The following is a 24,393-nucleotide window of genomic DNA, read 5'->3' on the forward strand; positions in this document are numbered from 1 at the left end:
GCCTGCCGGGACCACCAAGCCTTCCAGCCGGCCGATGCCCCCGCACTGCCCCCCCCCGCACCGCACTGCCCCCCCCGCACCGCACCGCCCCCCCCGGCACCGCCCCCCGACCCACACCCCTCCCACCAGGCCACCCAGCACTCACCTCACCCCCTACGCGACTCACCCCCTGCGCTCACCCCTGCGCGACTCACCCCCCTGCGCCGCATCCCCTGCGCCGCATCCCTTCAACTCCCCCTCCCGACTCAGCACTCGACCAGCCCGGAGCGGCGGCCCCACGCCGAAAACCGCACCGCCCGAGCCCCCAGGAACCCCCCTTGAACGCCACCCCCACCCCCGACGACAACGGAGACCAAGGCCCACAGGGACGCCCCGTTCCGCTCGCCGAGTCGGTCCCTCACCAGCACCGCCGGGCAGCCCAGGCCGAGCGACCGCGCGACGAGACGGGAGACCTCCTGGAACACCCCGACCCGTACATCGCCGCCCAGACCGCCGCCGTGGAGAACCTGCTCCGCTGCTGGGTACGCGAGACGAACCTGCCCGCGCCCGACACCGGCCCCCTCCGCATCCCGCTGCCCGCCAGCGGTACGGCGCTGATCGTCCCGATCCGGCACTGGTCCCCGGCCGGCTGGCACCGCTTCGGACCACCCCGCCTGGCCGGCGCCCCCGACACCGCCCCACCCGTCGACGCGGTCACCCTCGCCGCCCTGCTCACCCGCGAGACGACCACAGGGCCGGCGGCCACGGTCGGCCGAGCCGAGAGCGGTACCGGTCCCGCCAGAGGAACAGGTGCCCACGCCTCCGACGGCGCTCCCGGCGGGTGGGCCGCCCCCGGCGACGGTGACCTCGTGGCCCGGGTCGCCGACTCCCTGCGCCGCACGGCCACCTTCATCGCCGACCGGCGTGCCCACCCCGCCGACGGCCCCGACCACTTCCTCGCCGCCGAGCAGGCACTTCTCCTCGGGCACCCGCTGCACCCGACCCCGAAGAGCCGCGAGGGCCTGACCGAGTCCGAAGCCCGGCTCTACTCACCGGAGTTGCGCGGCTCCTTCCCCCTGCACTGGATGGCGGTCTCCTCCTCCCTGCTCGCCACCGACTCGGCCTGGACCGAGCGCGGCCGCCCCGTCCCCGCGCCGCGCCTCATGGAACGCCTGGCCGGCACCGCTCTGCCCCTGCCCGACGGTTGCGCCGCCGCGCTGCCCCTGCACCCCTGGCAGGCCCGCGAGGCCGGTCACTGCGAGGAGACCGCCGCCCTCCTCGACGCCGGACTCCTCCGCGACCTGGGCCCGCTCGGCGCCCCCTGGTGTCCCACCTCCTCCGTACGAACCGTCCACCGCACCGGCGCCCCCGCCATGCTCAAGCTGTCGCTCGGCCTGCGCATCACCAACTCCCGCCGGGAGAACCTCCGCAAGGAACTCCACCGCGGCGTCGAGGTGCACCGCCTGCTGCGAACCGGCCTCGCCAGGCAGTGGCAGGCCGCCCACCCCGGCTTCGACATCGTGCGCGACCCCGCCTGGCTGGCCGTCGACGGCCTGGACGGCCGGCCCGTGCCCGGACTCGACGTGGTGATCCGGCACAACCCGTTCACCGCCGCCGCCGACGTGTCCTGCGTCGCCGGGCTGGTCACGCCCCGGCCCCTCGACGTCCCCGCCGCGAACGGCATGCCCCGGGCACACCGCTCCCGGCTGGCCCAGGTGGTCTCCCGGCTCGCCGAACGCACCGGCCGACCCGTCGGCGCCGTCAGCGCCGAGTGGTTCCTGCGCTACCTGGAGCAGGTCGTCCGCCCGGTGCTCTGGCTCGACAGCGAGGCCGGCATCGCCCTGGAGGCGCACCAGCAGAACACCCTGCTCCTGCTGGACGCCGACGGCTGGCCCGCCGGCGGCCGCTACCGGGACAACCAGGGCTACTACTTCCGCGAGTCCCGACGGGCCGACCTGGACGCCCGGCTGCCCGGCATCGGCGAGCACAGCGACACCTTCGTCTCCGACGAGGTCACCGACGAACGCTTCGGCTACTACCTCGGCATCAACAACGTGCTCGGCATGATCGGCGCGTTCGGCTCCCAGCGGCTCGCCGACGAGCGCGTCCTGCTCGCGGCGTTCCGCCGGTTCCTCACCGACGCCGCCTCCGGACCGGCCAGGCTGCGCACCTCGCTGCCCGCCCGCCTGCTCGACTCACCCGTCCTGCGCTGCAAGGCCAACCTGCTCACCCGGCTGCACGGCCTCGACGAACTCGTGGGCCCGGTCGACACCCAGTCCGTCTACGTCACCATCGCCAACCCCTTCCACTGCGCACCCGCCTGATCCCACCGGCACCAGCACCGTCATCGGCTCTCGCCCACCCCCCTTCCTTCTCCGGCTTTCCTGCACCGACCGAGGAACATGACCCACCCCGTCTCCTGAGAGGAGCGCGCCATGCCTCCCACCGACGCGAGCGCCGGCACAGGCCCCGTCCCGGTCCACCCCGGACCCCCCGGCCACCCTGGCTACCCCGGCAGTTCCGGAACCGCCGAGGACATCAGGGACTGTGAGGACACCCTGGACCTCCGCCTGCCCGACGAATTCCTCGCCCTCATCGCGGGGAGGACGCCCGACGCCGACGAACGAGTCCCCGGGCTCGCCCAGGACCGGCCCGGCCCGCTCGACGCCCACGACCTGCTCGACCAGGTCGGCACCTGGGGCCCCACCGAGACCCCCGTCGGTCCCTTCCAACTGCTGCCCGTCCACGCCGAACGCGACCTGCCGATCATCAGCGGCTGGATGAACGACCCCGCCGTCGCCGCGTTCTGGCAGCTGGCCGGCTCACCGGTGCACACGGAGGAGCATCTGCGCGCCCAGCTCGCGGGCGACGGACGCAGCGTGCCGTGTCTGGGCGTGCTCGACGGCGTCCCCATGAGCTATTGGGAGATCTACCGAGCCGACCTGGACCCGCTCGCCCGCTGCTATCCGGCCCGCCCGCACGACACCGGTGTCCACCTCCTCGTCGGCGACGTCGCCGACCGGGGACGGGGACTGGGGTCCGCCCTGCTCAGAGCCGTGGCCGATCTTGTACTCGATCAGCGCCCCGCCTGTGCGCGCGTCGTCGCGGAACCCGATCTTCATAACACCCCCTCCGTGGCCGCCTTCCTCAACGCGGGCTTCCGCTACGCGGCCGAGGTCGACCTTCCCTGCAAACGGGCCGCCCTCATGATGCGGGACCGGTCCCTACGTCATCTGATGTAGCGCTGAGTAGTTGTGTGTACACATGTAGTACGAAGCGGCGACCGATCGAGTTCCCGGTCGTCCAAAAAAATCCGAGCGGCCCGGTCACCGGCCGGCCCTTCCCCCTTGGCCTGCCGTCGAGGAGCCCCCGGCGTGATCCCACCCCCCGTCCCCGCCGTGATCGCCCGATTGTCAGTGCCGGGTCGTAGGGTGGTCGCGCTATGACGAAGCCCTCACTCCCCGAACTCCTGCATGCCGCTGTCACAGCAGTCGGCGGCACGGAGCGCCCCGGCCAGGTGACCATGGCCGAATCGGTCGCCGAGGCGATCGACGACGGATCCCATCTGCTGGTCCAGGCCGGCACCGGTACCGGAAAGTCGCTCGGCTATCTGGTACCCGCGCTCGCGCACGGAGAACGGGTCGTCGTGGCGACGGCGACCCTCGCCCTCCAGAGACAGCTCGTGGAGCGTGATCTGCCGCGCACCGTCGACGCCCTGCACCCGCTGCTGCGCCGGCGCCCCGAGTTCGCCATGCTCAAGGGCAGGTCGAACTATGTGTGCCTGCACCGGTTGCACGAGGGTGTGCCGCAGGACGAGGAGGAGGGTCTCTTCGACCAGTTCGAGGCGGCCGCGCCCACCAGCAAGCTCGGCCAGGACCTGTTGCGACTGCGCGACTGGGCCGACGAGACGGAGAACGGCGACCGCGACGACCTCACACCGGGTGTCTCCGACAAGGCCTGGGCCCAGGTCTCGGTCTCTTCCCGGGAGTGCCTCGGCGCGTCCAAGTGCGCCTACGGCGCCGAGTGCTTCGCCGAGATGGCCCGTGAGCGGGCGAAGCTCGCCGAGGTGGTCGTCACCAATCACGCCCTGCTCGCGATCGACGCGATCGAGGGCGCCCCGGTGCTCCCGCAGCACGAGGTGCTGATCGTGGACGAGGCGCACGAACTGGTCTCCCGGGTCACCGGTGTCGCCACCGGCGAACTCACCCCGGGCCAGGTCAACCGCGCGGTCCGGCGCGCCGCCAAGCTGGTCGACGAGAAGGCCGCCGACCAGCTCCAGACCGCCGCCGAGGGCTTCGAGCGGCTGATGGAGCTGGCCCTGCCGGGCCGTCTGGAGGAGATCCCGGAAGATCTCGGTTACGCTCTGGCGGCGCTCCGGGACGCCGCCCGCACCGTGATCTCCGCGATCGGCACGACCCGCGACAAGTCGGTCCAGGACGAGGACGCGGTCCGCAAGCAGGCGCTGGCCTCCGTGGAGTCCGTGCACGACGTGGCGGAGCGGATCGTGAACGGCTCCGAGTGGGACGTCGTCTGGTACGAACGCCACGACCGCTTCGGCGCCTCCCTCCGGGTCGCCCCGATGTCCGTGTCGGGCCTGCTCAGGGAGAAGCTCTTCGCGGACCGCTCGGTCGTCCTCACCTCCGCGACCCTCAAGCTCGGCGGCGATTTCAACGGCGTCGGCGCCTCTCTGGGCCTTGCCGCGGAGGGCATCGAAGGTGACGACCTCCCGCAGTGGAAGGGCGTCGACGTCGGCTCGCCCTTCGACTACCCGAGGCAGGGCATCCTCTATGTCGCCAAGCATCTGTCGCGCCCCGCACGGGACGGCGACCGCGCCGACATGCTCGACGAGCTGACCGAGCTGATCCAGGCCGCTGGCGGCCGCACTCTGGGCCTCTTCTCCTCCATGCGGGCCGCCCAGCAGGCCGCCGAGGAGCTGCGGGTCCGGATCCCCGAGTTCCCGATACTCCTCCAGGGCGAGGAGACCCTCGGTGAGCTGATCAAGAACTTCGCGGCGGACCCCCGGACCTGTCTCTTCGGCACGCTGTCGCTCTGGCAGGGTGTCGACGTCCCCGGCCCCAGCTGCCAGCTGGTCGTCATGGACAAGATTCCGTTCCCGCGTCCCGACGACCCGCTGATGAGTGCCCGGCAGAAGGCCGTCGAGGACGCCGGCGGCAACGGCTTCATGGCGGTCGCCGCCACCCACGCCGCGCTCCTGATGGCGCAGGGCGCCGGTCGGCTCGTCCGTGCGTCGGGGGACCGTGGCGTGGTCGCCGTACTCGACCAGCGGCTGGCCACCGCGCGTTACGGCGGCTATCTCAAGTCCTCGCTGCCCGACTTCTGGTACACCACGGACCGTAACCAGGCCCGGAAGTCGCTCGCGGCGATCGACGCGGTGGCACGTCAGGCGGAGGCGACGTGATCGCGGGCCGGCCTGCCCCGACGCCGGGACAGGCCGGCCCGCGATCCGGACAGGTGAACGAAGAGCCCCCGGGCAGTGCAGGGCCCCGGAACCGGCGCAGGGGTCCCGGGGCCCGATCGGAGGGCGGGCGGGATGACCGCCCGCCGCAGGCGTCACACGCGCCGCAGTACCGCGACGACCTTGCCCAGGATGGTCGCGTCGTCGCCGGGAATCGGCTCGTAGGCAGCGTTGTGGGGGAGGAGCCAGACGTGGCCGTCCTCGCGCTTGAAACGCTTGACGGTGGCCTCGCCGTCGAGCATGGCGGCGACGATGTCGCCGTTCTCGGCGACCGGCTGGCGGCGGACGGTCACCCAGTCGCCGTCGCAGATCGCGGCCTCGATCATGGAGTCACCGACGACCTTGAGCACGAACAGCTCGCCGTCGCCGACCAGCTGCCGGGGCAGCGGAAAGACGTCCTCGACCGACTCCTCGGCGAGGATCGGCCCACCGGCGGCGATCCGGCCGACCAGCGGGACGTACGACGCGGCGGGCTTGCCGGCGGTGTCCGTGGGCTGCACGGTCACGGCCTGGTCCGAGCCGCGCACCTCGTAGGCGCGCGGGCGGTGCGGGTCACGGCGCAGGAAGCCCTTGCGCTCCAGTGCCATCAGCTGGTGCGCCACCGAGGACGTGCTGGACAGGCCGACGGCCTGGCCGATCTCCCGCATCGACGGCGGGTAGCCCCGCCGCTGTACCGAGTCCCGGATCACCTCGATCACCCGGCGCTGCCGGTCCGTGAGGCCCGAGCTGTCCGCCCGGATGCCTGGCGGTCGGCCCGGCAGGGAACGCTTGTGTCCCTCTGGATTCACGGCTTCGTTCATGGCATGCACCGGGTCGAGTCGGCCCTGGGAGCGGTCCTGGGCGGTGATGGTGGCACTGTCTGCGGTCGTGGTCACGTCGGCCCCTCTCGATGGTCTCCCTGCTGGACAACGGTAGTTGCTTTCGAAAGGTTGCGCCAAACACACGTTCGAGTGAAAAAACGCGGTTCACCGTACGCAATCACATGTCTGGGTGTATGGCTCACGCGATGCCCGGCGGGCAAAAGGGCCCATTGTTGTACTCTTCCCCGCCGGGGGGATGACCTTGTGGGTGTGCCCAGTCTGCCATCCGGGCTGCCGCCGACCAGGATGTAGGTCCCCATCTGCGCCGGAGTCGCACGTGACCTCCGTGCGGCGCCCACGGTATCTCCGTATCTGCCGTAGCGGTACGTGTGCGACACGCGCAACCTGGCGATGTATCAGCCAATCACCACATCTAGTGGTTGGATTGCTACAGCAGCCCACAAGTTGTGGTCCCCCGGGTCCACGGTCCCTCTGAGATCGCCTATGCTTGGGGCTGCTTCGAGGGGCCCATGTGGCCCAGCGAGGCTATCGAGTCTGCTGTGAGGAGGGTTGGAGATCATGCACTGCCCCTTCTGCAGGCACCCCGACAGCCGCGTGGTCGACAGTCGTACGACCGACGACGGCACGTCGATCCGCAGGCGCCGCCAGTGTCCGGACTGCTCCCGTCGTTTCACGACCGTGGAGACGTGCTCGCTCATGGTGGTCAAGCGGTCCGGAGTCACCGAACCGTTCAGTCGTACCAAGGTCATCAATGGCGTGCGCAAGGCGTGCCAGGGACGGCCTGTCACCGAGGACGCGCTCGCCCAGCTCGGCCAACGGGTCGAGGAGGCGGTGCGGGCCACCGGAAGCGCCGAGCTGACCACCCACGACGTGGGGCTGGCCATACTCGGCCCGTTGCAGGAGCTCGACCTGGTCGCCTATCTGCGATTCGCCTCCGTCTACCGGGCGTTCGACTCGCTCGACGACTTCGAGGCCGCGATCGCGGAACTCAGGAGGGCTTCGCACGACCTCGCCGCGGACGACGAAGACGCGGAAGCGGGGGGCCGGGAGGACGATCACGGGCCGGGCGGGAGCGCTCAGGTGCCCGCGCCCGTTCACATCGCCGGCTGACGGGCGGACCGGAACCGGGCGGAGGGCCCGGATCCGGTTGTCGGACGGCGATCCAGGACTTGTCGCGGGTGGCAGCTGAAGGTGCCCGCGGCGCGATAACAGAGCAGCGTGTCACGGGAACATCGTGGCATTTCAGGGCGTTTTCGCCCGTAGAGGGAGGCGGCATGACAGAGACGGCGAGCGGTCCGGCACGGAGTTCCCGCGTTAAGGGGACGAAGGCCACCAAGGGACTGCGTATCGAGCGCATCCACACCACCCCCGGCGTGCACCCGTACGACGAGGTGAACTGGGAGCGCCGTGACGTCGTCATGACCAACTGGCGCGACGGCTCGGTCAATTTCGAGCAGCGTGGCGTCGAGTTCCCCGACTTCTGGTCGGTGAACGCGGTCAACATCGTCACCAGCAAGTACTTCCGTGGTGCCGTCGGCACCCCGCAGCGCGAGACCGGCCTCAAGCAGCTGATCGACCGCATCGTGAAGACGTACCGGAAGGCCGGCGAGGAGTACAGCTACTTCGCCTCGCCCGCGGACGCCGAGATCTTCGAGCACGAGCTGGCGTACGCCCTCCTGCACCAGATCTTCAGCTTCAACAGCCCCGTGTGGTTCAACGTGGGCACCCCGCAGCCCCAGCAGGTCTCCGCCTGCTTCATCCTGGCCGTCGACGACTCCATGGAGTCGATCCTCGACTGGTACAAGGAAGAGGGCATGATCTTCAAGGGCGGCTCCGGTGCCGGCCTGAACCTGTCCCGGATCCGCTCCTCCAAGGAGCTGCTCTCCTCCGGTGGCAACGCCTCCGGCCCGGTCTCCTTCATGCGGGGTGCGGACGCCTCCGCCGGCACCATCAAGTCGGGCGGTGCCACCCGCCGCGCCGCCAAGATGGTCATCCTCGACGTCGACCACCCGGACGTGGAGGACTTCATCGAGACCAAGGTCAAGGAGGAGGAGAAGATCCGCGCCCTCCGTGACGCGGGCTTCGACATGGACCTGGGCGGCGACGACATCACGTCCGTCCAGTACCAGAACGCCAACAACTCGGTCCGCGTGAACGACGAGTTCATGAAGGCGGTCGAGCAGGGCGGCCGGTTCGGTCTGCGCGCGCGGATGACCGGCGAGGTCATCGAAGAGATCGAGGCCAAGAGCCTGTTCCGCAAGATGGCCGAGGCGGCCTGGGCCTGCGCCGACCCGGGCATCCAGTACGACGACACCATCAACCACTGGCACACCTGCCCGGAGTCCGGCCGGATCAACGGCTCGAACCCGTGCAGCGAGTACATGCACCTGGACAACACGTCCTGCAACCTCGCCTCGCTGAACCTGATGAAGTTCCTGAAGGACGACGGCAAGGGCACCCAGTCCCTCGACGTCGACCGCTTCACCAAGGTCGTCGAGCTGGTCATCACCGCGATGGACATCTCCATCTGCTTCGCGGACTTCCCGACCCAGAAGATCGGCGAGAACACCCGCGCCTTCCGCCAGCTCGGCATCGGCTACGCCAACCTCGGCGCCCTGCTGATGGCGACCGGCCACGCCTACGACTCCGACGGCGGCCGCGCCCTCGCCGGTGCCATCACCTCCCTGATGACCGGCACCGCCTACAAGCGCTCCGCCGAGCTCGCCGCGGTCGTCGGCCCGTACGACGGCTACGCCCGCAACGCCGACGCCCACAAGCGCGTCATGAAGCAGCACGCCGACGCCAACACCGTGGCCGTCCGCATGGACGACCTGGACACCCCGGTCTGGGCCGCCGCCACGGAGGCCTGGCAGGACGTGGTCCGCCTCGGTGAGAAGAACGGTTTCCGTAACTCCCAGGCGTCCGTTCTCGCCCCCACCGGCACCATCGGTCTCGCGATGTCCTGCGACACCACCGGCGTCGAGCCCGACCTGGCCCTGGTCAAGTTCAAGAAGCTGGTCGGCGGCGGCTCGATGCAGATCGTCAACGGCACGGTCCCGCAGGCCCTGCGCCGCCTGGGCTACCAGGAGGAGCAGATCGAGGCGATCGTCGCCCACATCGCCGAGAACGGCAATGTGATCGACGCCCCCGGCCTCAAGCACGAGCACTACGAGGTCTTCGACTGCGCCATGGGCGAGCGCGCCATCTCCCCGATGGGCCACGTCCGCATGATGGCCGCGATCCAGCCCTGGATCTCCGGCGCCATCTCCAAGACGGTCAACATGCCGGAGACGGCGACCGTCGAGGAGGTCGAGGAGATCTACTACGAGGCCTGGAAGCTCGGCGTCAAGGCGCTCGCGATCTACCGCGACAACTGCAAGGTCGGCCAGCCGCTCTCCGCCAAGACCAAGGAGAAGGAGAAGGCCGAGGTCACGGAGAAGGCCGAGGCGACCATCCGCGAAACGGTCGAGAAGGTCATCGAGTACCGTCCGGTCCGCAAGCGCCTCCCGAAGGGTCGTCCCGGTATCACCACGTCCTTCACCGTCGGCGGTGCCGAGGGCTACATGACGGCGAACTCCTACCCGGACGACGGCCTGGGCGAGGTCTTCCTGAAGATGTCCAAGCAGGGCTCGACCCTCGCGGGCATGATGGACGCCTTCTCCATCGCGGTCTCCGTCGGCCTCCAGTACGGCGTGCCGCTGGAGACGTACGTCTCGAAGTTCACCAACATGCGCTTCGAGCCGGCCGGTATGACGGACGACCCGGACGTGCGGATGGCGCAGTCGATCGTCGACTACATCTTCCGCCGCCTGGCGCTGGACTTCCTGCCGTTCGAGACGCGCTCCGCGCTCGGCATCCACTCCGCCGAGGAGCGTCAGCGGCACCTGGACACCGGTTCGTACGAGCCGTCCCTCGATGCTGACGAGGTCGACGTCGAGGGTCTGGCCCAGTCGGCGCCGCGCACCCAGGAGCTGAAGGCCGTCGCCGCCCCGCGGGCCGAGGCCGACTCGGCCAAGCCCGCCCCGAGGCAGGCGCACACCAGCGCCGAGCTGGTGGAGATGCAGCTGGGCATCCAGGCCGACGCCCCGCTCTGCTTCTCCTGCGGCACGAAGATGCAGCGGGCCGGTTCCTGCTACATCTGCGAGGGCTGCGGCTCGACCAGCGGTTGCAGCTGACCCTGGGCGCCGCTGAGGCGTAGATCGCATGTTCAGGGCGGTGCAGCCGGTCTTCCGGCTGCACCGCCCTCGACGTGTGTGACGCCTGGCTGTCGTGTCTGATGCAGCGCGCCGCCGCGTCGAGGCCTTGTCGTGGCGATTGCTCCTGTGGCACGCTCCGGGCCATGATCAAGAGAATCGAGTCCTCCGTCCGCCGATGAGCGAGACGACCGGGACAGGACTGCCCGGGTCACCGACAGCGCTGTTCGATCACGCACTCCGGCTGCACCGGTCGGCTCCGGGGGAGCCGCTTCCGCGCGACGGGGAACCCTGTCCCGACGGCGAGTCGCACCATCGTCAGGGAGGCCCTGAGGCGCCTGAGGACCGGCGCTCGGCCGACAAGGACGTCGCCCGCATCCTGGACACGCATTTCGCGACGGCCTCTGCTCTGCCCGGCGAACTGGCGAATGCCTTCCACGACGTCTACATCCCGATCCAACCCAACGAGCACATCACCGCCGCGGCTGAGCGGGCGGACCGAGAACGCTGTCGCCGGACCGGCCGTTGGCTGGTCCGACACGGCACCGACCGATGCTCCGTCACTGTTGGGCTGGCCCTGGTCGCAGCGGTGGGAACAGCCGACGACATCCCGTTGATCCAGACGATCGGGCTGCTCTCCCACCACTTCGGGCCACTGGCGGCGCACGCTTTCGAGACTCGGCCAGGAGGAGCCGAGGCCCTGCTGTGGCTTGCCGAGCGGGTCACCGGCTGGGGACGCGTCTATGTCGTCGAAGCTCTCTGCAGACTTGACGATCCGGCTGCCCGGCCGTGGCTGCTGCGCAGGGCCTGCGACGGCGACGCCCTCAACGGATACTTCGCCGGCGAGGTCGCCATGGTCGCCAGACTCCATGAGGCGCTCGCGGACCTCGACTCCGACAGCGAGCTGGTCGATCACACAGGTCGGCTGCTCCATCTCATGAGCGGCTGCGGAGGGATGGGAATCACCCTCGCCCACTACCCCCACGCGGGAGTCGTCCTGGAAGCTCATGCGCACCATGTGGGTTCACTCGGTCCGACCGTCGAGCGCTACTTCACGGTCGCCGCGCTCGCACAGCACCTGACCACGGAGTCCCTCGACGACGCGGGGTGCACGGCGGCGCAGCGGGAAGCGCTCCGGACGACGTACCTCGAAGTCCTCGACCGGGAGGAGTGGACCCGGACCGCACGCGCGGGGTTCGCGGCGGGTGACAACCGGATGAGATGGCTCGCCGATCACCGGGCGCCGCGGTTGAGGCTGCGCGCGTTCTCCCAGGACGAGCCGAAGTGACGTGAAGTAAGGGGCGCCGACCACTGCCGGCGCCCCTTACCGATTGCCTGCCCCGGGTGATGGTCGGCCGTCAGGGACGGCCGAGCCCGCCCATCTCCCGGGTGAAGACCACCGGGTCGTCCTCGAAGCCGTGCAGCCCGGGCCGGAAGCTCCAGTCACCGGAACCGTCGCGCACGAACTCCGCGACCGTGGCCGCCGTCGCCCCGAGGACCGAGCCGAAGTCGTCCTCGGCCAGCACGTTGTAGCCCTCCCGGACGCGGACGGCCGGGTTCAGGACGTTCACGAACGTCCGGTGCGTGGGCCGCTGCTGGATGACGACTCCGACGACCACGCGCGCGTACCGGCTGCCGAGCCGGTCCAGTTCGAGCGTCATCACCTCGTCCCAGCCGAAGCCCTTGCCGTCCTGGCTGTCCCGGTTGAGAAAGATCGTGCCGTCGGGCGAACGGCTGTCGAAGTGCACGAGATAGGCCGGAGTTCCGTACGGGTCGGCCGCCGTGAACGTCCCGGCGACGACGTCGAGATCGGTGGGCGGCTGCCCGGAAGGGCTGGGATCCCACTTCACCGCGACCTCGACCTTGCTGATCGCCTTGCTGAGACCGCTCATCACGCGTCCCCTTCCCCCTAGAGGTCCACTGCCCCAACTGACGTGCTGCCCAGGCTCTTTGTCCATCGTGCCACGTGCGCGGGGGCGCATGCGCGGGTGATCTCAGCCGGAGCGTGACCAACACCACGCTCCATGGCCTTACGATGGCGCGGTGCTGGTCAAGTGGATTCGCTGCACCGTGGTGGACCGCCGGGGATTCGAGCGGGGGCAGCGGAAATGGGCGGGGCTTCTGGGGGAGCCGGGATTTCGGGGACAGGGCGGGGGCTGGAGTCGGCAGCGACCCGGAGTGGCGCACATCTTCGCCTTCTGGGAGAGCCGTGCCTTCTACGACTCCTTCATGGCGCGTTCGCATGATCGCCTTGCCACGTCCCAGTCCGGCACGTACAAGGACCAGCAGGTCAAGCTGTTCGAGTACCGGTTCGATGTGAAGACCGGTTTCGAACCTCGGTTCACCGACAGCGACCTGGTCCGCGTGGCACTCTGCCGGGTGCACGAGGAGCGCGTCGAACACTTCACGCTGATGCAGGAGAAGGTCTGGAACCCGGCGATGGCCGGCTCGCCCGGCATGATCCGTGGCATGTTCGCGGAGGCCCCGGCGAACGAGTTCATGATCCTTTCGATGTGGCGGTCGGCCGCCGAGCACGGCAAGTACCGCACCGAACGGGTGGAGCGGTTGGCCCTGCGCGCCCAGACGGAGGCCGACATCGCGGCCCTCACGGGTGACATCGTGGAGCTCGAACCGAGCTGGATCGTTTGAATGTCCAACCCTTGATTTGTGTGACCTGCGCCGTATGAGGCCCATCCGAGTGCTCGATTTTTCGTCACTCGATCTAGGGTTTTGGCATGGCACGACCACGGCGCATCGTCCTTGTCCGGCACGGCGAGTCAACCGGCAATGTCGACGACTCCGTGTATGAGCGGGAACCCGACCACGCGCTGGCCCTGACCGAGCGGGGCTGGCGGCAGGCTGAAGAGACCGGAAAACGCGTCCGGGAGATCTTCGGCCGGGAACCTGTCAGCGTGTACGTCTCCCCGTACCGCCGTACGCACGAGACCCTCCGCGCCTTCCACCTCGACCCGGATCTCATACGCGTGCGTGAGGAGCCCCGGCTGCGTGAGCAGGACTGGGGAAACTGGCAGGACCGCGACGACGTACGGCTGCAGAAGACGTACCGGGACGCGTACGGACACTTCTTCTTCCGCTTCCCCCAGGGTGAGTCCGGGGCAGACGTGTACGACCGCGTCGGCGGCTTCCTGGAGAGTCTGTTCCGCAGTTTCGAGGCGCCGGACCATCCGCCCAACGTGCTCCTGGTGACCCATGGCCTGGCGATGCGGCTGTTCTGCATGCGCTGGTTCCACTGGACGGTCGCGGAGTTCGAGTCGCTCTCCAACCCCGGGAACGCCGAGATGCGGATGCTCGTCCTCGGGGAGGACGGCAAGTACACCCTCAACCAGCCCTTCGACCGCTGGCGGGACCCGGAGCCCTACTGGATGAGCGGCTAGGCTGGCCGCGATGATCTCTTCCACTGACTCCTCGACCCCCGGGCGCCTGGAGCGCGCCCTGGCCAGCCTGCGCGGACTCGCGGTCGGCGACGCGCTGGGCTCGCAGTTCTTCGTGCCGGCGAACTACCCGCTGCTGAAGCAGCGGGAACTGCCTCCGGCCCCCTGGCAGTGGACCGACGACACCGAGATGGCCTGTTCCGTCGTCGCCGTCCTGGCCGCCCACCACCGCATCGACCAGGACGCGCTGGCTCACTCCTTCGCCGCGCACCACGACTTCGACCGGGGTTACGGCCCCGCCGTCAACCGCCTGCTGCGCCTCGTCCGGGAGGGTGGCGACTGGCGCGAGCTGGCCGCCGCGCTCTTCAACGGCCAGGGGTCCTGGGGCAACGGCGCGGCGATGCGGATCGCGCCCCTGGGCGCCTGGTACGCGGACGACCCGGAGCAGGCCACCCACCAGGCCGAGATCTCGGCCTATCCCACGCATCAGCACCGGGAGGCCGTGGTCGGCGCCATGGCCGTTGCGGCCGCGGCGGCGCTGGTGGCCGCGCCCGGCGGCCCGCCGAGCCCCCAGGCACTCCTCGACGGGGTCGTCGCCCTCGTTCCCAGAAGCGCCGTCGGCCAGGGCCTGCGGCGCGCCCGCGACATGCTCGACTACGCCGACCCGGGCACCGTGGCGGCCGTCCTGGGCTGCGGACGGCGTACGACCGCCCATGACACCGTCCCCTTCGCGCTCTGGTCGGCGGCGCGCGCCCTCGGCGACTACCGGACGGCGTTCTGGGCCACCGCCCAGGTGGGCGGCGATGTGGACACCACCTGCGCCATCGTCGGCGGCGTGCTCGCGGGCGGCCGGTCGGGAGCACCGCCGGCCGCATGGGCGGAGCGGACCGAGGCGCTGCCGGAGTGGATGCCGGCGGGTACGGGGACCGGCGCCGGCGGCTGACCGGCCGAGGACGGGCCCGGACCCCGGTGCGGCGGCGCCGACGAGACCCGGCGCCCCCCTGCCGGGCCTACTCGTGCCGAATGCGACCTCGTCGCGGCGCTGCCGTCTTGAGGCGGGCCCTGAGCCGTCTGGGCACCGGCGACGGGCGCCGGGGCGAGCTGATCGGTCGGAGAGCGGCCCGAGAGCGGCCCGAGAGCGGCTTGGAGCGGCTTGGAGCGGCTTGAGAGGGGCCCGTGGTCGGCGCGAGGTCGGTCCACGGTCGGGTCTGTGGTTGGCGCGAGGCCGGTCCGCGGTGGGTCGGTGGTCGGTCCGCGGCTGGTCCGCGGCCAGTCCCGTGACCGGCGCCTGCGGGCCATGGTGAATCCCGCGGTCCGTATGGAAAACTCTCCGTGCCCGATGGGAACTCTGCGTGACCGCCAGGCGTTTTCACGGCAGCCGCCCCACTTGGCGCATGTGCGGACAGGCGGGCGGGAGGTGTAGCCGGGGGGGAGGTGTCGGTCGTGTCGGTCGGAGTGGCTCTTCTGATGATGTGCGCGGCGCTGACGACCGCGGCTCCGACGGCCGCGGTGCGGACGACCGGAGCCCTGCCTCTGCCGGCTGTCCCCCGGCGAAGGCCCGGCCGTCCGCTGCTCCGCGCGGACCCGGTGGGGTCAGCCCATCCCCGGGCCGGCCGTACCGGCGAGGGCTTCGAGGTCGCTCTTGCGGACCTTGATCACCAGCCAGGCGGTGAGCAGGCCGAGCCCGGCCATGGCGGCGGCGGGGATGAACGCGGTCGAGATGCCGTGTGCGAGCACCTCGTGCCCCCATGGCGCGGGCAGCTGGTGGGTCTTGGCGAACGCCGCCTTCTGCTCCGGCGAACCATCGGCGAGGAACTTCGGCAGCTGCTTCTTCGCCTCGTCCTTGCTGGCCGTGCCGAACACCGTGGTCAGGATGGACAGACCGAGCGAACCGCCCACCTGCTGCATGGCGTTGAGCAGCCCGGAAGCCGCTCCGGCCTCGTGCTGGGCGACCCCGGAGACCGCGGTGACGGTCGCGGTCACGAAGTTCAGCCCCATCCCGAAGCCGAAGATCAGCATGGGCCCGAGGATTCCGCCGAGATAGGAGCTGTCGGGACTGATGAACGTCTGCCATGTGAGCCCCACCACCACGAGCGCCGAACCGGTCATCATGAACGGCTTCGGGCCCAGGACGGGCAGGAACCGCTGCGAGAGCCCGGCGCCGACGGCGATGGCCGCCGTCACGGGCAGGAAGGCCAGACCGGCCCTGATCGGGCTGTAGCCCAGCACGTTCTGCACGAACAGCACGATGTAGAAGAACATGCCGAACATCGCCGCGGCCAGGCTGAGCATGATCACATAGGTGCCGGAGCGGTTGCGGTCGGCGAACATCCGCAGCGGGGTGATGGGTTCCTTCGCCCGGGTCTCGTTGAAGACGAAGGCCAGCAGCAGGATCACCGCTGCGGCGAACGACCCGAGGGCCAGGCCGTCGTGCCAGCCCTTCTCCGCGGCCCTGATGAAGCCGTAGACCAGGGAGGCCATGCCCAGCGTGGAGGTCAGTGCGCCCGTGATGTCGAACCGTCCGGGGTGCCGCTCGGACTCGTTGATGTACTGCGGGGTGAGGGCGACGATCAGCAGTCCGATCGGCACGTTGACGAAGAACACCCAGCGCCAGTCGAGCCAGTCGGTCAGCATGCCCCCGGCCAGCAGGCCGATGGCCCCGCCGCCCGCCGAGACCGCGGCGAACACGCCGAACGCCCGGTTCCGCTCCGGACCTTCGGGGAACGTCGTGGTGATCAGCGCCAGCGAGGTCGGCGACGCGATCGCGCCCCCCATGCCCTGGAGGGCGCGGGCGGCGAGCAGTTGCCAGGGCTCCTGGGCGAGACCGCCGAGCAGCGAGGCGAAGGTGAACAGCAGGATGCCGGTCATGAACACCCGGCGTCGGCCGAGGATGTCACCGGCCCGTGCACCGAGGAGCAGCAGACCGCCGAAGGTGAGGGTGTAGGCGCTGACCACCCACGTGAGGTCCGTGGTGCTGAACTTGAGCGCGTCTTGAATGTGCGGGAGTGCGATGTTCACAATCGTCGCGTCGAGTACCACCATGAGCTGGCAGGCGGCAATCACGGTGAGCGCGATGCCGGGGCGCCCCTGCCGGCGGGCGGCACCCGGTTTGTGGTCCTGTATCAGTTGAGAGGTTGTCACTATGGATCCCCCACGAAGGTTTTAGTGAACGCCAGCGTTCACTGTCGCGTCAACGGTAGTGAGTCCTCGGTAGAGAACGCAAGCGTTCACTTAACTGTGCGTCGCGTGTCGCGTCCCCCTTTGTCGTCGCGCGCCGTGCCCCTCCGCTCCGGAATCCCCGCCTTCCCCTTGCTCGCTGGAGAAACTCAGATGGTTACCTCGCGCTGGACTGCCGCTCCTCCTCAGGCGGCAACCCCTCGTCGGCGCGGTGCGGTCCTCGAACGCGCGATCCTGGACGCCGCCCTGGAGCAGCTCAGCACCGTCGGCTGGAACGGCCTCACCATGGAGGGCGTCGCCGCCGGCGCCCAGACCGGGAAGGCGGCGGTCTATCGCCGCTGGTCCTCCAAGGAGGAGCTGGTCGCCGACGCGTTGCAGGCCGGTCTGCCACCTTTGGAGGAGGCCCCCGACCTCGGAAGTGTGCGCGAAGACCTGTTGGCTCTGTGCCGGCAGGCCCGGGACGCGATGTTCTCGCGTCCTGGCTTCGCACTGCGGTCGGTGATTCACGAATGCGATCCCTTGCAGGTCGAGCGCTTCCATGGCGTGATCTTCGACGGGGTCGTGGGGCCGACGATCCAGCTGATCGGCGACGTCGTCACCCGTGGAATTGAGCGAGGGGAGGTGCGCGCCGACGCGGCCAACGGCTACGTCCTCGATGCCATTCCGGCGATGATGATGTACCGCAACAAGATTTCTGGAAGCGAATGGAACGACCAGGAGATCGAGGAGATGATCGACCGGTTCATGCTTCCGCTGCTGCTGTCGCGGCCGGCGTGAGTCGCGGCGCCGACGGCCCCTGGCACGGTCCGGGTGGCCGGGGTGTCGCTCGGGGAGCAGCGCGGCGTACCCTAAGGGCGCCATGCCGTACGAACCACCTACTCACACCGTCGAGCGCTCCCTTCGCGCCACGACCGGAGCCAAGGTCATTGCCGGTGTCGACGAGGTGGGGCGCGGCGCCTGGGCCGGGCCCGTCACCGTCTGTGCCGCGGTCACCGGTCTTCGCCGACCGCCCGAGGGCCTCACCGACTCCAAGCTGCTGACCGTCAAGCGGCGTACGGAACTTGCCGAGGCGCTGCGGGGGTGGGTCACGGCCTATGCCCTGGGCCATGCCTCGCCGGAGGAGATCGACGACCTCGGGATGACGGCCGCGCTGCGTCTGGCGGCGGTCCGTGCCCTGGAGGCTCTGCCGATCCGTCCCGACGCGGTCATCCTCGACGGGAAGCACGACTACCTGGGTGCCCCGTGGCGGGTGCGCACGGTCATCAAGGGTGACCGATCGTGTGTCGCCGTGGCCGCGGCCTCGGTGATCGCCAAAGTTCAGCGCGACAAAATGATGGCCGAACTGGGTATCGACCATGCAGACTTCGGATTTGCGGCCAACGCGGGGTACCCGTCGCCCGTGCACAAGGCCGCACTGGAGGAGCGGGGCCCCACCCCGTACCACCGGTTGTCGTGGGCGTATCTTGATGCGCTGCCCCAGTGGCGGCACCTCAAGAAGGTCCGCAGTTGGGCGGAGGGAAGCGTTCCGGAGATCGAGGGTCAGCTCGGCTTCGACTTCTGACCTTCCAGTCGCACTGTTGTGCCACCCAGTTCACGTGACCTGCACCAATGTTTGATACAAATCAGCTCATGCCTCTCATTCCCGAGGAGCCTCAGATTCACGAGAGTGCCCAGGGTCCCCGCGCCACTCCGGCCAGTGGCCGTACCGCGCCGACCCCTCGTCCCGTACCCGGCCCCCGCCCTGCGGCTCCGTCGCGTCCCGGTCGTCCAGGCCCTCTGCGGCCCACGCCGCCGGTGCAGCGGACCCCACGTGACGTGGCCAAGCCAGGCCCCTCCGGCCCGGCCGTCCCCGCCGCGACAGCGGCGGCCCCGCAGGTCCAGCTGATCCCGGCCACGGTCGAGAGCGCTCTCGACGCGGCCGAGGAAGCAGTGGACCTGCTCCTCGACTCGGGTCGTGCCCCCGGCGACGTGCTGGTGATCACCACCGGCGCGCAGCACCCGTGGGCCGACCACGAGCTGTCGTTCGGCGAAGCCTCCTACTGGGCTCAGCACGACGCGGGCGACGACGTCTTCTACCTGGACGCCGCCGCCGCTTCCCGTGCCGTGACCCGCGCCGTGGTCGTCGTCGCCGTCAACGGTGGCCCCGACTCCGTCGCCGCCACCGCGCTGCCACTGGCCCTCTCCCGGGCCGGCGCCCTGCTGATCGTCTGCGGCGACCCGCAGCACATCAACTCGGTGCTGGGCGCGGGCGTCTGAGCTGTCTCCGGCGCCTCCGGGACTCCGGAGGTACCGCAGGAGCCGCAGCGGTGACTCGCACAGCGCTGCCTTCGGCATGCCCGGACGGCGGGCGGGTACCGCTGTCCGTCGCGGCGCACGACGCGACCGCCGAGCGCACGAGCACGCCGGACGTCAGGTCCGGGGCGCCGTGCCCGGCGGAGTGTGCACGACCGGTGCCCCCTCGCGGGGGCCGGCGTTCAGCGGGCGGCCGCGCGACGCAGTACGTCGGAGACGGCGCCGCCGGTACGCGGCGGCAGCGGCGGGACCTCCGACAGGGCGAAGGGTTCGGGAGGCGAGTCGGCGTTGGGGCGTCGGCCGCCGCGGCCCTCGCCGAGTACCTGCCAGCCGTCATGCGTCAGCGTGATGTACGCCCCGCAGCGCAGGCCGTGCAGCGTGCAGGCGTCCCGCAGCCCCCACATCCACGCACCGTCCTCCTCTGTCCAACGCGCGTCCCCCTCGCGGCAGTAGAGCAGTACGGCGGTCCGCACCGGGGTGCGGCGGCGCAGGTCGTGCGGGATGACCCGGCGTAGCTGGGCCAGCAGCACGTTGCGGAACATCCAGCCGTCGGCCGGGGCCGAGCGCCTGCTGAAGGAGGCGCTGGCGCACAGCCGCTCCTCCGGATCGAGGACGGCGACGACCGCGGTCCCCGGACGGGGGCGATGCCGGGCGTGCAGACCGCTGACGACCTCGCGAGGGTTGCGCAGCAGCGGTATCCCGGCGTCGGCCCACTCCGCGGGCTCGAGCAGACGACTGGCAGAAGCGGCGGACGCGGATGTCGACAACGATGCCGCCGAGGACGGAGCGAATCCGAAGGTCACGTTCCTCCCTTCGGCTACGCGCCCACACAGGGGGCGAGATCGGATTCGGGGCCGCGCACACCGCAGCAAAGCCCAACCGGATCACGGGCGAACCGTGCGGGGAGCGGACTTCAATTCTTCCTGTCGAACTTGGATGCGGCAACGAGCAAATGGGGCCACCGACTGTTATCTGATGGTGTGTGGCATATATCCCTACCCGATGAGACGCCTGGCGACCCCTGGGACCTTCGAGCGAGGCACGTTCGTACGCCGTACCCGTCTCCGTATTCGAACAACAGTGGGTCGGTCAGCCCTGAACGGCGAGGACCAGCGGCAACACCCCCCGCGCTCCCGCCCCGCGGAGCATGCGAGCCGCAACCGCCAGGGTCCACCCGGTCTCGGTGAAGTCGTCCACCAGCAGGACCGGTCCTTGGACCTCGGCGAGAGCGGCGGCCAGGTCGGGCGGCACCGTCAGTGCGCCGTCGAGGGCCTTCAGACGCTGGGCGCTGTTGCTGCGCGAGACCCGTGGCGCCTCACCCAGGTACTCGACGGAGCCCAGCAGCGGCAGTCTGCCGACCTCTGCGATGCGCGCGCCCAGGGAGTGGATCAGCCGCGGCCGGGAGTGCGAGGCGACGGTGACGACGCCCACGGGGCGCGGCTGTGCGTCGGCCGCGCCAGGAGCCCAGCCGCCGGAACCCTTCGCCCAGTCGGCCAGTACCTCCACCGCGGCACGGGCGACATCGTCCGGCACCGGAGTGTCCGGGGCCTGGGGGCCGAGCAGCGGCCGTAGCCGGTTGCCCCAGCCGATGTCCGACAGCCGTCCCAGGGCTCTTCCCGCCGACGCCTGTTCACCGGCCGGAATGCGCCCTTTGAGATCGATACCGATCGCCGGCAGGCCGGTCGGCCACATCCGGCGCGGCTCCACCTCGACGCCCGCACGTCCCAGGTCGACCCGCGCGGCGTCCAGGGCGGCCGAGGAGGTGTCGGCCGTGAAGCGGGGCCGCGCGCAGTTGTCGCAGCGGCCGCAGGGCTTCGCGTCCTCGTCGTCCAACTGGCGTTGGAGGAACTCCATCCGGCACTCCGACGTGGCCGCGTACTCGCGCATCGCCTGCTGCTCGGTTTCCCGTTGCCGCGCCACCCAGGCGTACCGCTCCGCGTCGTACGTCCACGGCTGCCCGGTCGCGATCCAGCCGCCCTTGACCCGCCTGACCGCGCCGTCCACGTCGAGGACCTTCAGCATGGACTCCAGCCGGGAGCGGCGCAGTTCCACCAGGGGTTCCAGCGCGGGCAGCGACACGGGGCCGCCGGCCCGGGAGAGGACGTCCAGGGTGCGGCGCACCAGGTCCTCCGACGGGAAGGCGAGCGAGGCGAAGTAGCTCCAGATCGCCTCGTCCTCCCTGCCCGGCAGCAGCAGCACCTCGGCGTGCTCGACACCGCGGCCCGCACGGCCCACCTGCTGGTAGTAGGCGATGGGGGAGGAGGGCGAGCCGAGGTGCACCACGAACCCGAGGTCGGGCTTGTCGAAGCCCATGCCGAGCGCCGAGGTGGCGATCAGCGCCTTGACCCGGTTGCCGAGCAGGTCGTCCTCGGCCTGCTGCCGGTCGGCGTTCTCGGTCTTCCCCGTGTACGACGCCACGGTGTACCCGCGCTGCCGCAGGAACGCGGTGACCTCCTCCGCGGCGGCCACGGTGAGTGTGTACACGATGCCGGAACCCGGCAGTTCGTCCAGGTGGTCGGCGAGCCAGGCCATCCGGTGCGCGGCGTCCGGCAGCCGCAGTACGTTCAGACTGAGGCTCTCCCGGTCCAGCGGACCGCGCAGCACCAGCGCGTCCGAGGCGCCACCGGTGCCGAGTTGTTCGGCCACGTCGGCGGTCACGCGCGCGTTGGCCGTGGCGGTGGTCGCCAGCACCGGCACGCCCGGCGGCAGGTCGGCCAGCATGGTGCGCAGTCGCCGGTAGTCGGGCCGGAAGTCGTGGCCCCAGTCCGAGATGCAGTGCGCCTCGTCCACGACGAGCAGCCCGGTCGCCGCGGCGAGCTTGGGCAGGACCTGGTCGCGGAAGTCCGGGTTGTTGAGCCGCTCCGGGGACACGAGGAGGACGTCGACCTCGCCGGCCGCGATCTCCGCCTGGATCGACTCCCACTCCTCCGTGTTGGAGGAGTTGATGCTGCGGGCGTGGATACCGGCCCGGGCGGCGGCCTCCACCTGGTTGCGCATGAGCGCGAGCAGCGGGGAGACGATCACCGTCGGCCCGCCGCCCGAGGCCCGCAGCAGCGAGGTCGCCACGAAGTACACCGCGGACTTGCCCCAGCCGGTCCGCTGGACGACCAGGGCCCGGCGCCGGTCCGCGACCAGTGCCTCGATCGCCCGCCACTGGTCCTCGCGCAGCCGGGCGGTGCCCGTGTCGTCCCCGACGAGACGGGCGAGGACGGTGTCCGCCCGGGCCCGGAGTTCCGCGTTGCTCGTGTGCTCCATGCGTCCCATACAACAGGACGGGACCGACAGTCGGGCGGCCCTGTGGATACGGGAGACGGCTTTGTCGTGTCCCTGCTGCGACTTATCCACAGGCCCAACCGGAATCGCGAGATCCGCGAGATCGTCTGCGCATGACGAATCACAGCGAAACCACCGGACCCTCCGAAAACGGCGACATCAGCCGAGACGGGGGCTCCCCAGGGCGATCCGCCCACGACACCCAGGTCACCCTGCGCACCCCGGCCGAACTGGCGGACGCGCTGCCCTATCTGCTGGGGTACCGCCCCGAGGACAGCATGGTGCTGGTGGCCCTGCACGACCGCGCCGGCCGCGGCCGCTTCGGCGGTCGGGCCCGGCTCGGCATCCCCGCGAACAAGGACGACTGGGAGTCGGCCGCACGCCAGCTCGCACAGGGCCTGGTCACCGGCGGCGAGCGCCGGGGAGCCCGCGCCGAGCAGATGGTCGCCTACGTCTGCCAGGAACCGGCGTCCGGCGAATCCGGCCGTGACGTGATGCGCCGGCTCACACCGCTGGCCCAGCTGCTGCGGACCGAGTGCGGTCGCCTCGACGTGCCCGTGATCGAGGCACTGTGCGTCTCGGACGGCCGTTTCTGGTCGTACTGCTGCCCTACCGAAGAATGCTGTCCGCCCGACGGCGCCCCCATGGGCCTGCCCGGCACCTCCGTGCTCGCGGCCGCCGCCACCTATGCCGGGATCCAGGTGCGCGGCAGCCTGCGGGAGTTGCGGGCCAGGCTGCTCCCCTGGGAGACGGGCGCCATCCTGGAGCAGGAGACCGCCCTCGACAGCGCCGGAATGGCCCTGGTGCCCCGCATCCTCGACGGCGCCTTCCGCGCGGACGTGGCCGAGGGCACCCTCGCCCTCGCCGAACTGGTCATCGCCCGGTACGCCGCTGCCGCCCCCGTGTCCGGCACCCACCGGGCGGACCTCCGCGACGACACCCTGCTCTCCCACGACGAGGCCGCGACGCTGATTCTCGGACTCCAGGACCGCACGACCCGCGACCGCGCGGCCGCCTGGATGGAGGGAGACGAGGCCGGACCGGCACTGCGCCTGTGGCGGGCCCTGGCCCGCCGCTGCGTCGGCCCGTACGGCGAACACGCCGCTGCTCCCCTCACCCTGGCGGGCTGGGTCGCCTGGTCGACCGGCGACGACCTGGAGGCACGGGAGGCTCTGGCGATGGCCCTCGGCGCGGACCCCGACTACCTCTTCGCCCGGCTGCTCCACCAGGCCTGCAACGAGGGCCTGGACCCGGAGTCGATCCGCCGCTGCCTGCGCACGGAACGCACGGGACGCACGGAACTCATGAGCCACACGGGCCGGGCGTCGCAGGACGGCACGGCAGCCCTCGGCGATGTCGGTCCGCCTCACCTCGACGCCACCCCCTGCCTCGACGCCGCCCCCTGCCCCGACGACGCGTCGGCCACCGCTTCCGGCACCCGCCGTCGCCGTCGCCCGCGCACCGTGGACACCGCCGACGACCGACGGCCGCGGCCGGAAGACTCCCGTCCGCGTCGGGTGCGCGCGGAGCACACCCGCCCCGGTATGTCCGGGCCGGGCGCCACACGCAGGCGTGCGGCGGAGAAAGCAGAGCGAAGCGAGACGGGCGGCGGCCGAGCCGCGCAGGAGGGCAGGCGCTCTGGGAACGGCCGAAACCAGAGGGACGAATGAACGGGCGCCGCGCAGGGGCGGCAGTCGCAAGGACCTGCGCAAGCCGAGTCGGCCGCTGGGATCGAACCTGGGCAGGCCGAGTCGGCCGCTGGGCCCGAGGCCTCGTCGGAGGGGAACGGC

The 24,393-nt window shown here is 70.7% G+C and carries 18 protein-coding genes; 13 read left to right on the forward strand and 5 right to left on the reverse strand.

Translation table 11 applies throughout. From position 1 onward, the window contains the following. Positions 1–317: 317 nt before the first annotated feature. The 3 genes from IEZ11_RS10075 to IEZ11_RS10085 all read left to right on the forward strand — a co-directional run bounded on the left by IEZ11_RS10075 (position 318) and on the right by IEZ11_RS10085 (position 5,398). Positions 318–2,303 carry an IucA/IucC family protein gene (locus tag IEZ11_RS10075; RefSeq protein ID WP_189262323.1) on the forward strand — a complete coding sequence of 662 codons (1,986 nt, stop codon included), beginning with the start codon at positions 318–320 and terminating at the stop codon, positions 2,301–2,303. A gap of 111 nt (positions 2,304–2,414) precedes the next feature. After that, positions 2,415–3,221 (forward strand): GNAT family N-acetyltransferase, encoded by an 807-nt coding sequence (locus IEZ11_RS10080; RefSeq protein ID WP_189262324.1) that lies wholly within the window; start codon positions 2,415–2,417, stop codon positions 3,219–3,221. A 200-nt stretch (positions 3,222–3,421) separates the two neighbouring features. Further along, entirely contained in the window at positions 3,422–5,398 is a 1,977-nt protein-coding gene (locus IEZ11_RS10085; protein WP_189262325.1) for an ATP-dependent DNA helicase, read from the forward strand. Positions 5,399–5,550: 152 nt separating this feature from the next. On the opposite strand, the gene lexA is transcribed toward IEZ11_RS10085, so the two are convergent. Further along, positions 5,551–6,330, reverse strand: coding sequence for a transcriptional repressor LexA (gene lexA / locus IEZ11_RS10090; protein ID WP_133028126.1), 780 nt, complete (start codon positions 6,328–6,330; stop codon positions 5,551–5,553). A 504-nt stretch (positions 6,331–6,834) separates the two neighbouring features. On the opposite strand from lexA, the gene nrdR reads away from it, so the two are divergent. The 3 genes from nrdR (at position 6,835) to IEZ11_RS10105 (ending at position 11,757) form a co-directional block, all read left to right on the forward strand. Next, positions 6,835–7,386 (forward strand): transcriptional regulator NrdR, encoded by a 552-nt coding sequence (gene nrdR / locus IEZ11_RS10095; RefSeq protein WP_189262326.1) that lies wholly within the window; start codon positions 6,835–6,837, stop codon positions 7,384–7,386. A 164-nt stretch (positions 7,387–7,550) separates the two neighbouring features. Continuing rightward, positions 7,551–10,451, forward strand: a complete 2,901-nt coding sequence (locus tag IEZ11_RS10100) for a vitamin B12-dependent ribonucleotide reductase (RefSeq protein WP_189262327.1) — start codon at positions 7,551–7,553, stop codon at positions 10,449–10,451. 196 nt (positions 10,452–10,647) lie between these two features. Beyond that, the gene (locus tag IEZ11_RS10105) at positions 10,648–11,757 is read left to right on the forward strand and encodes a hypothetical protein (protein WP_189262328.1); all 1,110 of its coding nucleotides are present in this window, start codon (positions 10,648–10,650) and stop codon (positions 11,755–11,757) included. 70 nt (positions 11,758–11,827) lie between these two features. On the opposite strand, the gene IEZ11_RS10110 is transcribed toward IEZ11_RS10105, so the two are convergent. Next, the gene (locus tag IEZ11_RS10110) at positions 11,828–12,361 is read right to left on the reverse strand and encodes a TerD family protein (RefSeq protein ID WP_189262329.1); all 534 of its coding nucleotides are present in this window, start codon (positions 12,359–12,361) and stop codon (positions 11,828–11,830) included. Positions 12,362–12,512: 151 nt separating this feature from the next. On the opposite strand from IEZ11_RS10110, the gene IEZ11_RS10115 reads away from it, so the two are divergent. From IEZ11_RS10115 to IEZ11_RS10125, 3 genes are all read left to right on the forward strand, one after another. After that, positions 12,513–13,118 carry a YdbC family protein gene (locus tag IEZ11_RS10115; RefSeq protein ID WP_189262330.1) on the forward strand — a complete coding sequence of 202 codons (606 nt, stop codon included), beginning with the start codon at positions 12,513–12,515 and terminating at the stop codon, positions 13,116–13,118. Between the two features lie 86 nt (positions 13,119–13,204). Next, positions 13,205–13,864, forward strand: a complete 660-nt coding sequence (locus IEZ11_RS10120) for a histidine phosphatase family protein (RefSeq protein ID WP_089104342.1) — start codon at positions 13,205–13,207, stop codon at positions 13,862–13,864. 10 nt (positions 13,865–13,874) lie between these two features. Beyond that, positions 13,875–14,804 carry an ADP-ribosylglycohydrolase family protein gene (locus IEZ11_RS10125; protein WP_189262331.1) on the forward strand — a complete coding sequence of 310 codons (930 nt, stop codon included), beginning with the start codon at positions 13,875–13,877 and terminating at the stop codon, positions 14,802–14,804. A 650-nt stretch (positions 14,805–15,454) separates the two neighbouring features. Here IEZ11_RS10125 and IEZ11_RS10130 read toward each other — a convergent pair. Beyond that, positions 15,455–17,002 (reverse strand): MFS transporter, encoded by a 1,548-nt coding sequence (locus IEZ11_RS10130; RefSeq protein ID WP_189262332.1) that lies wholly within the window; start codon positions 17,000–17,002, stop codon positions 15,455–15,457. 189 nt (positions 17,003–17,191) lie between these two features. On the opposite strand from IEZ11_RS10130, the gene IEZ11_RS10135 reads away from it, so the two are divergent. From IEZ11_RS10135 to IEZ11_RS10145, 3 genes are all read left to right on the forward strand, one after another. Further along, positions 17,192–17,815 (forward strand): TetR/AcrR family transcriptional regulator, encoded by a 624-nt coding sequence (locus IEZ11_RS10135; RefSeq protein WP_189262333.1) that lies wholly within the window; start codon positions 17,192–17,194, stop codon positions 17,813–17,815. An 82-nt stretch (positions 17,816–17,897) separates the two neighbouring features. Next, the gene (gene rnhB / locus IEZ11_RS10140; protein ID WP_189262334.1) at positions 17,898–18,599 is read left to right on the forward strand and encodes a ribonuclease HII; all 702 of its coding nucleotides are present in this window, start codon (positions 17,898–17,900) and stop codon (positions 18,597–18,599) included. Positions 18,600–18,667: 68 nt separating this feature from the next. After that, entirely contained in the window at positions 18,668–19,294 is a 627-nt protein-coding gene (locus IEZ11_RS10145) for a hypothetical protein (RefSeq protein WP_189262335.1), read from the forward strand. 218 nt (positions 19,295–19,512) lie between these two features. Here IEZ11_RS10145 and IEZ11_RS10150 read toward each other — a convergent pair whose 3' ends face one another. Continuing rightward, positions 19,513–20,133: a hypothetical protein gene (locus IEZ11_RS10150; RefSeq protein ID WP_189262336.1), complete on the reverse strand. Its 621-nt coding sequence runs from the start codon at positions 20,131–20,133 to the stop codon at positions 19,513–19,515. A 286-nt stretch (positions 20,134–20,419) separates the two neighbouring features. Then, the gene (locus tag IEZ11_RS10155) at positions 20,420–22,585 is read right to left on the reverse strand and encodes a RecQ family ATP-dependent DNA helicase (protein ID WP_189262337.1); all 2,166 of its coding nucleotides are present in this window, start codon (positions 22,583–22,585) and stop codon (positions 20,420–20,422) included. Between the two features lie 131 nt (positions 22,586–22,716). Between IEZ11_RS10155 and IEZ11_RS10160 the strand changes: the two genes are divergently transcribed. Beyond that, positions 22,717–24,273: a DUF4192 domain-containing protein gene (locus IEZ11_RS10160; RefSeq protein ID WP_189262338.1), complete on the forward strand. Its 1,557-nt coding sequence runs from the start codon at positions 22,717–22,719 to the stop codon at positions 24,271–24,273. Positions 24,274–24,393: the final 120 nt, after the last annotated feature.

The organism is Streptomyces fuscichromogenes, assembly GCF_014645815.1.
Lineage (GTDB): Bacteria > Actinomycetota > Actinomycetes > Streptomycetales > Streptomycetaceae > Streptomyces > Streptomyces fuscichromogenes.